This is a genomic window from Gimesia maris, assembly GCF_008298035.1.
Taxonomy (GTDB): domain Bacteria; phylum Planctomycetota; class Planctomycetia; order Planctomycetales; family Planctomycetaceae; genus Gimesia; species Gimesia maris.
The window spans coordinates 5,320,090-5,333,220 of sequence record NZ_CP042910.1; the positions used below are offsets into that span (position 1 = coordinate 5,320,090).

The 13,131-nt window shown below is 50.6% G+C and carries 9 protein-coding genes; 1 reads left to right on the plus strand and 8 read right to left on the minus strand.

Features of this window, described 5'->3' with window-relative positions:
• Positions 1-36: 36 nt before the first annotated feature.
• The 8 genes from GmarT_RS19610 to GmarT_RS19645 all read right to left on the minus strand — a co-directional run bounded on the left by GmarT_RS19610 (position 37) and on the right by GmarT_RS19645 (position 10,135).
• The gene (locus GmarT_RS19610) at positions 37-1,062 is read right to left on the minus strand and encodes a hypothetical protein (RefSeq protein ID WP_002646795.1); all 1,026 of its coding nucleotides are present in this window, start codon (positions 1,060-1,062) and stop codon (positions 37-39) included.
• 69 nt (positions 1,063-1,131) lie between these two features.
• Positions 1,132-2,580 (minus strand): DUF1501 domain-containing protein, encoded by a 1,449-nt coding sequence (locus GmarT_RS19615; RefSeq protein ID WP_002646794.1) that lies wholly within the window; start codon positions 2,578-2,580, stop codon positions 1,132-1,134.
• 5 nt (positions 2,581-2,585) lie between these two features.
• Complete coding sequence (locus tag GmarT_RS19620) at positions 2,586-5,198, minus strand: PSD1 and planctomycete cytochrome C domain-containing protein (RefSeq protein ID WP_002646793.1); 2,613 nt, start codon at positions 5,196-5,198, stop codon at positions 2,586-2,588.
• A gap of 204 nt (positions 5,199-5,402) precedes the next feature.
• Positions 5,403-5,798, minus strand: a complete 396-nt coding sequence (locus GmarT_RS19625; RefSeq protein ID WP_149303146.1) for a carboxypeptidase-like regulatory domain-containing protein — start codon at positions 5,796-5,798, stop codon at positions 5,403-5,405.
• Positions 5,799-5,908: 110 nt separating this feature from the next.
• Positions 5,909-6,844 (minus strand): DUF1559 domain-containing protein, encoded by a 936-nt coding sequence (locus tag GmarT_RS19630; protein ID WP_002646791.1) that lies wholly within the window; start codon positions 6,842-6,844, stop codon positions 5,909-5,911.
• 390 nt (positions 6,845-7,234) lie between these two features.
• Positions 7,235-8,170, minus strand: coding sequence for a DUF1559 domain-containing protein (locus tag GmarT_RS19635; RefSeq protein WP_002646788.1), 936 nt, complete (start codon positions 8,168-8,170; stop codon positions 7,235-7,237).
• Positions 8,171-8,547: 377 nt separating this feature from the next.
• Positions 8,548-9,009 (minus strand): transthyretin-like family protein, encoded by a 462-nt coding sequence (locus GmarT_RS19640; RefSeq protein WP_002646786.1) that lies wholly within the window; start codon positions 9,007-9,009, stop codon positions 8,548-8,550.
• Between the two features lie 169 nt (positions 9,010-9,178).
• Positions 9,179-10,135 (minus strand): DUF1559 domain-containing protein, encoded by a 957-nt coding sequence (locus tag GmarT_RS19645; RefSeq protein ID WP_002646784.1) that lies wholly within the window; start codon positions 10,133-10,135, stop codon positions 9,179-9,181.
• Positions 10,136-10,436: 301 nt separating this feature from the next.
• Here GmarT_RS19645 and GmarT_RS19650 point away from each other — a divergent pair, with 301 nt between their 5' ends.
• Positions 10,437-13,127, plus strand: coding sequence for an FAD-dependent oxidoreductase (locus GmarT_RS19650; protein WP_002646783.1), 2,691 nt, complete (start codon positions 10,437-10,439; stop codon positions 13,125-13,127).
• Positions 13,128-13,131: the final 4 nt, after the last annotated feature.

Below are 13,131 nucleotides of genomic sequence, written 5' to 3' on the forward strand. Positions count from 1 at the left end.
GTTTTAAACAGTGTTAAACCTGACAACTTATTCTGCTCACTTCACGATCTTGCCATCCTCAACTTTATAGACAGGCGCGTCTTCCGGAAACTCAATATTTCGGAATAGATCCACAGCATACTCAGGATTCAATGCGACCTTAGTCACAGTGTATTCTCGCTTCCAGGAGACAACGGGCCTGTTTTTTTTACGCAATGTAATCCCATCCATCACGGTAATCGAACTGGTAAACGGAAACCAGATACCAGGTTGAATCTCCTGCAGATTTTCGAGCACGGCACTCTCGATGGAGATGACTTTCGAGTAATAATAGTTATAACTTTCCGTCTTTACCGGAAGATAGTTTCTGTCAGCAGCCAGCCAGAAGTCTCGTCTGCCACTGATTCTCTCTGCTGAAGTTCCTTTATTTCTGACATGACTCAGACTGATTTTGTAACATCGAAGACCATTCAGAGTTTCTTCTCCCACATAGGAAGCCGTCGGAAACAGATTTGAAACAATATCTCCTTTAGTTCCACGCGGATCTTCAAGAATGGACTCCCGACCACTCAGAAAGACAGATAACGGCACCGCAGTCCGAGCCCACCGCAGAGGGATCGTATGCGGTTGGAATCCCCGGAAGTCATACACAGGACCTTGAATAATATTTCCCACATAGTTGTGTCGCAGTTCCAGTAGACGGGTAACATCTCCATCATATCCCTTTTTGATATGAATTCCTGTCTGCCGTGCATCGGCAGGCGGCCCTGTGCGTTTGCCCTCATAGTTCAGATAGAACATTTCCTTTTGACGGACCCAGTGTCCCACAATATCTGATGACTGTGGAACGCCCGCTTTCTCCACTTCTGAATAATACTTCTTGCGGTAGTCTTCACGCCAATGCACTTCAATGCTGTCGTATAATGCCTCGTTCTCGCGCAGTTTCTTGATGATCAACTGCAGTTGGTCACTGCGGTTCGCGAGTGCCGGACGATCAAAACTGAACATGATCAGCAACATCAAAGAGAAGCAGAAAACCGGATTGAAACGGACAATTCTGATCCATGAAGAAATCTGTCGCATGATCTTTTCCTTTAAAGGAAAGCATTCATAAAAGTGTGGACGAAACTGTTCTCTCCAGACAAACGCGTATCAGGCGATCAGATTCTCCAGCACTTTTCCTTCGACGCCCGTCAAACGATAATCGAGACCTTTGTGCTTGACGACCAGCTTTGTGTGGTCAAAGCCCAGTTGATGTAAAATAGTCGCGTGCAGATTATGGATGTGGACTTCGTCTTCCACGGGATGAAATCCCAGTTCATCGGTTTTGCCGATAATCGTGCCTGACTTCATCCCTCCTCCCGCCATCAGCATTGTGAAACTGAAGGGATGATGATCGCGACCTTCTTTACCCGGATTGGAACCGCGGCGAACTTCGGTCATCGGCGTACGACCGAATTCACCTCCCCAGATCACCAGGGTGTCATCCAGCATGCCACGCTGTTTGAGATCTTGAATCAACGCGGCACTGGGTTGATCGGTCATACCACAGTTGGTTTTCAGATTCTCATTCAAGTTCGAATGATCGTCCCAGGTGGAATGATAGAGTTGCACGAACCGCACGCCGCGCTCAACCATCCTTCGCGCCAACAGGGCATTGCTGCCAAACCAGTTGGTGGTTTCGTTATTAATCCCATACATGTCGAGCGTCGCTTTGGACTCGTCCTTGAAATCCAGCAGTTCCGGCGCAGAGGTCTGCATGCGGTAAGCCAGTTCATAGGAGGCGATCCGCGAGGCAATTTCCGGATCGCCGTTCTGATCAAACCGCAGTCCATTCAGATCGCGTATCGCATCCAGCCGGTTCCGCTGCGTGCTCTGCGAAATCCCGTCCGGATTGGACAGGTACAGAATTGCCTCTCCCCGGCTGCGAAATGTCACCCCGCGATACGTCGATGGCAGAATTCCGTTCGTCCACAGGGATGAACCACCATCCACGCCTTTTCCCGAATTCGAAAGCAGCACCACATATCCCGGCAGATTCTTCGATTCGCTCCCCAACCCGTAGGTCACCCATGACCCCATACTGGGACGGTCAAACATCGTCGATCCACTGTTCATCAACATCTGGGCCGGATGATGGTTGCTGACGTCCGTGTGCACCGTGCGAATCATACACAAATCGTCCGCACAACCACCCAGGTGAGGCAGCAGATCGGAAAACTCTATCCCGGCTTCTCCATATTTTTTAAAGGTCCGGGGAGACGCCATGACCTGAGCCGTCGTTTTAATTAACGCATCATTGATGCCTTTCAGAAACGATTCCGGGACCGGCTGCCCGTGCAGTTTCTGCAGTTCCGGCTTAGGGTCGAACAGATCCATCTGGCTGGGTCCCCCCGACATGAAAATGAAGATTACGTTTTTCGCTCTGGGTTTGAAGTGAGGCGATTTGACAGCGAGAGGATTGACGGCGTTCGCCATCGCAGTTTCTGCTACCGACTCTTCCGCCAGCAACTGCTGCAGCGCAATCGAACCCAGGCCACAGGCAGGGGACTGTAAAAAATGACGTCGTTTCAAATGGAGATACTGGTCTGGTTCCCACATCGTAATCAGTCCCGTGTAATAAATTCATGCAGATTCAGCAACACACTCGCCACGACCGTCCACGCTGCCTCTTCCTTCGAAATCTTTCCTTCAGATGCTTCCGACTGATTCCGTTCCTGCTGGTACAGCAACTTCAGTCGTTTCACTTCCGGTTCCAGTGGCTCACGTGACAGGCAGAGTCGGAAGGCATAACGCAGCCGTTCCTCAAGATCTCCCTGCTCCTCGCTCAAGATCCGTTTCGCCAGTTGTCGGGCCGCTTCGAAATACACCGGATCATTCAACAGCGTCAAAGCCTGCAAAGGCGTATTCGACCGATCGCGACGACTGCAGCTCTGACTGGGATTGGGCGCATCAAAGATTACCGCCTGGGCATAGGGAGAGGTTCTTAAGGTCAATGTATAGAGTCCACGTCGATAACGATCTTCCCCTGTACTGACTTCCCAGGTGTTGTATCCGAAAGCCTCCATCACCACGCTGTCGGGTTGAGGGGGCCTTACACAGGGGCCGCCCTGCTTTTCAGACAGTAATCCACTTACTGCCAGCGCCTGATCGCGGACAGTTTCCGCCGGTAGTCGCAGGCTGACCTGGTGACTGAGCAGACGATTCGCCGGATCCCGCTGCTGGATATCTGCCCGTATGCGAGATGACTGTCGATACGTGGCGGAAGTGACAATCAGGCGATGCAGGTCTTTGACATCCCAGCCCTGACTGCGGAATCGATACGCCAGCCAGTCCAGTAACTGTGGATGCGAAGGGGAATCGCCTTGGGTGCCAAAATCATCTGATGAAACCACGATGCCCTGCCCGAAGTATTCCTGCCAGATCCGATTGACGGTGACCCGCGCTGTCAGAGGGTTGTCGTTCGAGACCAGCCACCGCGCCAGGTCCAGGCGGTTTTGTTTCTGCTGCTCCATTGCAGGTAAAAAAGCGGGAGTGGCCGGCTCGACCGGAATTCCGGGAGACTGAAAAGAACCTCTTAGATGCACATACGCCAGTTGCGGTATTAGCATTTCCCGCACCGCCGGTGCCCGGGAGACAGCAGGATATTCTTTTCTCAGTTCACCCAGTTTGCGGGCGAGTTCATTCAGCTTGAGTTCTTTGAACTGGCCGCCATTGACCAGATGCCCGCGCCCCAGAAAATAATCGAGCAGATCATCCTGCTGTCTCTGGCTGCGCTGCGCGGGTTCCATCTTGAGTATCTCCAGCCCTTCCTGCTGTCCTTCTCCGGTCCCTACGCCCCAGACCAGTCCCATTACTTCCCAGGCACGTGCCCAGTGATGATCGTCGGCTGGATGCATGGCGGCATAGAGCATTTTCCGCTCCCATTCCCGCTGTAGTTTTTCCAGTGGTTCACGGATGGGATCAATCAGAGCCTGGCGTTTCTGCTGGTACTCCACCTGCTGCTGCAGACGTTCTTCCTCTCCCGCTAACGGCGCATCGATATTGACTTCATAAGCGGAATTGAAAAACGCATAGAACTGATAAAATTCTTTTTGCGTGATCGGATCGTATTTATGATTGTGACAGCGACAGCACTCCAGGGTGAGCCCCAGCCAGACCGTGCCCATCAGTTTGGTACGATCAACGACTTTATTCACCCGGAACTCTTCGAGGTCGGCTCCTCCTTCGCGATTGCTGAGTGTCTGCCTGAGAAAACCCGTTCCCGCGTGTTGTGCAGGTGTTGTCTCCGGCAGCAGGTCACCCGCCAGTTGCTCAATCGTAAACTGATCAAAGGGCTTGTTCTCATTCAATGAGTTCACTACCCAGTCTCGATAACGCCAGGCATGCGGACGGACTGCGTCAGTCAGATAGCCATCGCTGTCCGCATAGTGACAAAGATCCAACCAGTGTCGAGCCCACTTCTCACCAAAGCGGGGCGAAGCCAGCAGACGCTCCACGACACGCTCATAGGCCTCTGGACTGGAATCATTCAGAAACTGATCCACTTCTGCCGGCGTGGGAGGCAGACCGGTCAAATCAAGCGTTATGCGTCGAATCAATGTCGCTTTGTCAGCGGCTTCTGAGGGGGAAATCTTTTCCTGTTCCAGACGATGCAGAATGAAGTGATCGATTTCATTTTTGCACCAGTTTTCATTCTGAACGACAGGCAGTTCCGGTTTGATGATCGGCTGGAACGACCAGTGCAGCTTTCGCTGTTTTGACTTCGCACCGAGAACCAGGGCATCCGGCCAGTTGGCTCCCTCCCTGATCCATTGACGAATCGCCGCGACTGCTTTGTCAGAAAGTCGTTCCCCTTCTCCCTCGGGAGGCATCACGATTTCAGCCTGGTGCGTTCCGGAAATCATCAGCAAAAGTGGACTTTGATCCGGCTTACCGGGGATGATGGCGGTTCCATAATTACCGCCAGTCAAAGCAGACTTTCGCGAAGTGAGTGAGAAACCGCTTTCCGGCTTCTCGGGACCATGACAGCTCAGACAATGCGTTTCCAGAAGAGGCTGGATATCATGCGTAAACTGGATTGAAACCGCATCCGTCTTTTGTCTGCCCGGCTCTTTGTCCGCAGACAGGAACGAAAAAGGTATCAGCACAAATACGCCACTGACCAGCAGGCTGAGAAGCAGGATTCTGAGCTTAAAGAGAGCGAATCGATCTCGCATCAAATCTCCTCTTCTTCATGGACACACTGAAGCAGGAACCGTTTGATCTCAATCGATTTAATATAATCAATTATTTATACGTTGAAAAGGATTAATTCTTCAGACGGATATTAAACACGAACAGAAACGGGTAAAAACGCAGACAGGCTGGGAGAAACGGTATCTTCCAGCCTGTCATCCAGTTTAAGTGAATTCAGCGTCAGCTTATTTTGAGCTCGTTAATTCAAAATCAAAGGACGTATTTTCTTTCGAAACGCCTGCCTTCAATGAAGTCTCTGCCCCCTGGTACTCTTTGAGAGCCGGGTTCGGACCACCATTCGCCATGCGATCTACCGTAATTTTATAATCCCGGGGTGCGTTTACTGACATCGCATAACTGCCTTTGTTGTCTGTAATCGTCAGAGCAGGACCAACCAGTGGATCGCCGTCAGCAGGAAGAAACGTGACTTCCGCATCACTAAGTGGTTTCCCATCCAGAGTGACCACGCCTGAGATTTCGACTGCTTCACTGGGATCGGCCATTTTCTGTTCAGAGCAACCCAGGCAGAGCAGACTGAAAACTACGGGAATCATCAGCATAAAATATCGTATCGTTCTCATTGTCGTTTCACTTTTCCTAAATCATTCAAACCAAGAGCAATACACACTGAGTAACGCCCAGTGTGTATTGAAAAGAAAAACCGATTTTTTTAATCATCCGCAGAACAGGATCAGGGAACCTGGACTACTTCCCCGCCCATGGGAGTACAGAGTGCCTGCCACTGACGGCCATCAATGTTGCTGCTGATAAATCGCACGGCACCATCCATGAACCCGCAATGCACGCCTCCGGTATGGGCACTGCCTACGGTACCCCAGTTGATTGTAGTACTGTAAGTCGGGACGGGACTGTTTGGCGTCGATTGTGTCTTCGTTGAGAATCCAATGTTCCCATAACCTGCTCGAGGGTCAAACCAGCTGCGTCCCATATTATTTTTATGGGAAGTAGGCAGGACGTAATCCAATCCTTTGGCGAATTCCGAGAAGCTGATGGTGTTACTGGTTCCATCAGTAATATTCTGCATCCGCATCTGCGGATCGACTACGGTACCTGTAACGGTATTGTAGATTCCCCAGGAAGAAGCAAAGACACCATTGGTCGTACGGGATCCATGGCGTCCGCATAAACCATAACCGTGATTGGCACTCGCAGTGGGATAATTATGCTGTGCGTAATTTGCATCATCGATCACGATCGCACTCGGGCACATGAAGACCGTCACTTTGGTGCGTCGTACGTCGGCATTGACCGCATTGGATGGTATCGTTGCAAAATTAACTTTGTTGTACAGATTCGTCTGATCCAGATAAGGCAGCAGCATCGTGTAAACCGTATGGGCATAGTTGCCGTTATCGGTCACACAACAGCAGTCGGGAGTGTTGTAATGATTGACGGCACGGGGAATCACTCCGGATGTAGTATCAATGTAATTGTGGAGTGCCAGCCCCAGTTGCTTGAGATTATTTCGACACTGGCTGCGGCGTGCTGCTTCGCGGGCCTGCTGAACGGCGGGCAACAGTAAAGCGATCAAAATGGCAATGATTGCAATCACTACCAGCAACTCGATCAGAGTAAAACCACGTTTGCGTTTAGAAAATCGAGACATAATAAAACTCCTGAAAAAAGAACTGATTTAATATAGAAATGTCAGTAAATAACTATTAATTCTCCAGTAGCAGTAGTTTATTGAGCAGAATGCTCAGATTGGATGCCTTTATTACATCAAAACTCACTTATAATTAGCAATGTTATTTTAACTTCTTTTTAATAATTTTATTTAATAAAAATCCCACCGTCCTCTTTCTTAACGTAGTTTATTTTCTTGATTTGGGGCTGATCGCGCGTCTCCACAAGCAGGATTTTCACTACCGGCGGCAATGTTCTGGATACCAGAATCTGCAGGAGCGGAGGTTCGAAAGAAACGTGATGACACACGCCCGGATCCCTTCAGGGCGTGGTTATCATCTGTTGATTTGACAGAAATGATGAAACAGGATCAGGGAACCTGAACTACTTCTCCGCCCATCGGAGTACAGAGTGCCTGCCACTGACGGCCATCAATATTGCTACTGATAAAACGCACCGCCCCATCCATGAACCCGCAATGCACGCCCCCTGTGTGGGCACTGCCTACAGTCCCCCAGTTAATGGTTGTACCATAGGTTGCTTTCGGGTTATTAGGTGTCGCATCGATGCGTGTCGAAAAACCAACGTTTCCATATCCGGCTCTGTGGTCGAACCAGCTGCGTCCCATATTATTTTTATGAGATGTGGGCAGGACGTAATCCAGCCCTTTAGCAAACTCCGAAAAGGTGATCGTGTTGCTGGTTCCATCAGTAATATTTCTCAGACGCATTTGCGGGTCAGCAACTGCACCTGAGACACTATCTGCAATTCCCCAGCGTGATGCAAACAGCCCATTGGTTGTTCTGGAGCCATGGATTCCACACAGACCATAGCCATGATTGGCACTGGCAGTCGGATAGTTATGCTGTGCATAATTCGCATCGTCGATCAGAATTGCACTCGGACATAATAGTGCGGGTACCTTGGTTCGGCGCACTTCAGCATTTGAAGGATCGCTCGGCCCTACCGCGAAATTTACGGTGTTATATAAGGGTGTCTGATCCAGATAAGGCAGCAGCATCGTGTAGACCGTATGGGCGTAGTTCCCATTATCATAAGTGCAACAGCAGGCGGGTGAGTTGTAATGATTGACCCCACGCGGAATCACACCAGCAGTCGTATCAACATAGTTATGTAACGCCAGCCCCAGCTGTTTCAGATTATTCCGACACTGGCTCCGACGGGCTGCTTCGCGGGCCTGCTGAACGGCGGGCAACAGCAAAGCGATCAGAATGGCAATGATCGCAATCACCACCAGCAATTCAATCAGCGTAAAACCCCGTTTTCGCTTCAGAGAAAAAGACATGAAAAACTCCTCAAAAATAAAGAATAATTTCGATGAACTGCAAGAGTCCTATGATTTCTGCCTCAAGAACCTCCACAATTGCATCCTTTGCGCGCTGTTACCAGATCAGTCAAATGCAGATGCAGGGAAGTTTTAACGCTGCTTGATCGATCCGCAAAATCGATGCCACAATATCAGTCAGATAAGGGAAGCAGGATTAACTTCGAGAAAATATGTTCGATCAGCCAGGATACATCACAACAATATGTACACGTATCAATGTCAAATTGACGTCAAGCAATCACGGGAGTCTTCGTGAAGGAGAATCGTTCCACCTCGTGAACAGGCAGATGCAATAAACAGTTCTTCACTCAAGCGAGGAACATATGGCGAGCGAATTACTTTGTCTTCAACTCAAAGGGAAATTCACCCCCTGCGTCAGTGACTTTGGCGGTCAGCGTTGAATCGGTAAAGCTGCTGTACATGGGCGGCAAAGCTTCATCAGCACCAAGGTTTGCCGGTGCTTCTGATCCATCTATTTTAATCGGAGTCCCGTCTGCCTTCAGGAAATAATTGATCACAACCCGGTACTCTCCCGGAGGCGCACCAGCGGCTCCCCGGATCTGCTGCAGTGTGTATTTCCCTGACTCGTCGGTTACGCCGACACATTCTACTCCCTTAGTGGACCCCATCGGGACAAACGTCACGGTGGCAGAAGTAATCGGCTTACCATTCAAAGTGATTACTCCCGAAACAGGAGCCGTATCAGGTAACGATTCTGCAACCGTAGTTCCACCACAGCCGGACAGACAGACCGTGCTTGCCACGAACAGTGAATAAAGACTCAATCGATAGTACATTGCAATTTTTCCTGAAAATTCCGGACAGATCCCTTTGGATTTCAACAGAGGGAATCAGTCCGGATTTAATTTGAAACTTCTGCTTGAGAACCGGTTTCCGACCGATCAGAAACAGTGGAAACACGCCAGTATCAAATCCGAAAAGTAGATCCGGGCGACAGATTGACAATCAGAATTCGCCCAGCACATTACCATCAGACATCCGGGCCAGGTTCTGTCGTGTGGTGGTATCGATGTTCTCACTGATAAAGCGAACCGATCCATCACCCAGAGTAAAATGAGCTCCTCCGGTATGCAGACTTCCCGCATACGCCCAGCTCCCCAGTTTTCCCTGAGGCTGCTGCTGTGGTGAGGCAGAACTATACCAGAACCGATTGATCGGATAAGAGACAAGATTCAAACCAACCATCACGTGCCCACGGTAACCCCAGGCATTGGTGCCGCCGTTATAAACATTGCGTGTCGTTTCACCGACCATCATCGTATTACTGGTTCCGTCTTTCACGTCATCCAGGCGGCATTTGCTGTTATCACCAAACATACAACGACTCGTTGGCGCAGTTCCTGCCCAGTTCTCGCATGAGTTGTATGGGGTAATCGTAATGAAATCGTAGTTTGTTTTTGCACCACCAGTACCGGTATTGGTTGCAGAAATCCCATAGCTGCCTGTCGCTGCAGAAATAAATTCGGTCCCTGAATCACTTGGACAGAGAAAGGCAACCACCAGGTTTTTGACGACCGCAGCATTACCATTTGTAGTAGGATCACTCAGAGCAGCAGGAGCTCCCGTACTGGTGTGAGTCGTAGCAGCTCCACTGTGATTATACTGATTATAAATGTTCGCTTGATCCATGTACGGCAGGATCATTGTCAGGCCCGTGGCATTCAACAAGGGAGTCGTACAACGCCCGATGTGAGCCGGTGGCAACACCGAAAATGTTTCATGATAATTATGGAGCGCCAGTCCGAGTTGCTTCAGATTGTTTTTACACTGGGATCGACGGGCTGCTTCTCGCGCCTGTTGTACAGCAGGCAGCAATAGCGCAATCAGAATCGCAATAATGGCGATCACCACCAGCAACTCAATCAGTGTGAAACCGCGTTTACGTTGAACGAACCGTGACATCAGCATCTCCTGGAATTTAGTGGAATAAACTTGGATAATTTGAATCGTTCCGATCAGTCTGCCTGCTCAACTGCTTGCCGAACCTGCAAGGCTGCGACAATTTTGTGCTGAAATCGAATCTGAAAATCGGCTTTTTTCAACAAACTTTAGTTATGCAAAATCAATGCCGAATGTTATGGATGGATGAATAAATTATTTTTGAGTCATCAAACAATTCCCTGCATGACATTCAACATGGCCATACCTTATGATGAACAAAACAATGCAACCTTAACATTTCTATATGAGGTGTAATCGATCTATGAAATCAGTCGCGCTCGCTTTCCTGGCTCTCTGTTCTCTTGTCCTGAATACTGCCCAGGCGGAACCATCGGTAACCAAAACCGACCTGCTCATCGTCGGTGGCACAGAGTCCGGTTGGGCCGCCGCCATTCAGGCTGCCCGACAGGGAGTGAAGTCCGTTACGCTGGTTCTGGATGGTGACTGGCTGGGCGGACAATACACCGAACAGGCGCTGGCCTGTGTGGATGAGAACAAAGGCCCCGGAAAAGTCGGCTGGGGTGTCGACTGGCATCCTATGAAACGCTCCTTCCACCGCAGTGGACTCTTCAAAGAACTGATGGACCGGATTGAAGCGTTTAATACAGAAAAGTACGGCTCCCCCATGCCCGGTCGCCCTTACCATGGCCCGTCAACTTTTCGTCCTGCAGAAGCTGAAGCCATCTTTCGGGAACTGTTACAACCGTATATCGACAAGGGACAGGTCAAATTGATCACGCGCCATTATCCCGTCAAAGCAGATCTCGAAAAGTCAGGGGCACGTCCTCGTTTAACCGGCCTCTGGTTTGCGCCCACGGGTTCAGAACAGCCAGACCTGCACATTCAGGCGCGACTGACAATCGATGCTTCTGACTGGGGCGATGTGATCCAGGTCTCAGGGGCAGACTTTGAAATGGGCGCAGATCCTCGCTCGCGCTATCAAGAACCAAGCGCGCCCGCGGATTTATCCGACTATCCTGCCAATGAAATGAACCCCATCACCTGGGCAATGATCGTGGAAGAATCGGACCGGGACACTCCCATTCCACAGCCAGATCACTATGACGATCGGAATTTTGTCCGTACCTCCAGACTGAGCCTGGCGGAGATGAAACATTTAAAATGGGACCGTCCGGTCAAACTCGGTTCGATCCCGCACTGGCCCGACCAGGGCAAAGCCTCTCCGCGACAGCTTTCCATATTTACTGTGCGGCGGATTGTGGATGGCGAGACCAGCAAAGATCAGCGCACCAGCATTCTGCTGAATTACATGCTCGGTCAGGATTATCCGCTCGAACGATTACCACAGCATGTCGCCACCGCACTCGAAGCAACCGAACCGGGTGCCTCAGAAAAAAACATCGTGTTAATGACACGTGCACAGCGGCAGATTATTTTTGACGACGCCAAACGGCATTCTCTGAGCCTGCTCTACCATCTGCAGAATTTCGTCCATGAACGCGCTCCCGACAAAACGAACAGCTTTCGCCATTTTCATTTAAGCAACGAATTCGGAACGGCGGATCACCTGCCTCCCAAACCCTATATTCGTGAGTCACTGCGGTTGAAAGCCATGTATATGATGCGCGAACAGGACGGACGCAATCAGGATGGTCCCAACAAAAAGTTCGCACGCGAGCGTTTTTCACAGGTCATGTATCCGGACGGACTCTTCGCCTGGCAGTTTCATTACGACTTCCATCGAACCGGTCGCGCCTACCTGAAATCGGAAGGCAATACCGGCCCCTGGATCGACTACGAAAAACCGGGCCGTAATACCAGCCTGGTCAGTGATCGCAGCCTGTTTCCGCTCCGAAGCCTGGTACCAATTGAAATGGATGGCCTGCTGGGCGCCCAGAAAAATGTGGGATACAGCAGCATTGTCAGTGCGGCGATTCGGCTGCACGATCAATGTGTCGCCGTAGGGCAGGCGGCAGGTGCGACGGCTGCGATTTCATTACAACATGATATCGCACCACGCGAAATCCCCTACGATCGTGAAAAGCTGGAACAGGTCAGAACGGCTTTATGCGGTGAAACAGACGCAGGCGTCGCCTTGTTGATCTGGCCCTACCGCGATCTGGCACCTGCGCATCCAGCTTTTATCGCCGTCAATCGACTGGCAGCACGCGGCATCTTGCCGATGGATGTTCGCAGTGTCGATTTCCACCCCGACGATCCAGCCAGTCACGAATGGTGCCAGCAGATCCAGCGGCTCGCTTCTCAATCAGTCAATGCGGCGAACCTCCCTTTTACATTTGATGAGGGCATGACTCGTGGAGAATTCTGTCAGCAGTTGTGGGCTGGATTGAAAAACTTGCCTCTCCGCCCTTATACCCGCCTGCAGCCGGACGATGCAGATGCAGACGGCATCCCGGATCGAGATGATCCCACATTGTTTACACCCGGTGAACCGGTTCAGTGGAAAAAAATCACTTCCGTCGCTGCTGAAAATCATAATGGCCTGGTGAGTCTCATTAAATCTCCGCAAGAACGCCGTATCAATTTTGCCGGGAAAAACGTTCCGCCACTCTCAGGCTTTGAGTCGGACCAGGGCGCTGTCTTTAATCCGCAGCGCGGCTTCGGCTGGCAACGGGATCTGAGTCAGAATATGCGTCAAAGAAAACAGGTACACGAAGTCTATCTTGATACCTTCGTGTTTACTCGCGATCATGACCGCTGGGAATGTGCGGTTCCGAACGGCATCTGGCAAGTCACGGTCTGTGTGGGCGATGCTGGCCATGATCAGATCGGACAGTGGGTCACGGTGGAAGGAAAGCAGATCATTCAGGATCTTTCCACCGTCGAAGGGTCGTTTCAGAAAAAGCAGACCCGGGTGAAGGTCAGAGATGGCCGCCTCACCGTTGAGATTGGAAAAACCAGGGCAGGCACCAATACCTGTCTGAACTGGCTCGCATTTGAACCGATCCCCTCAGCCGGAGCATCACGGTAACGTT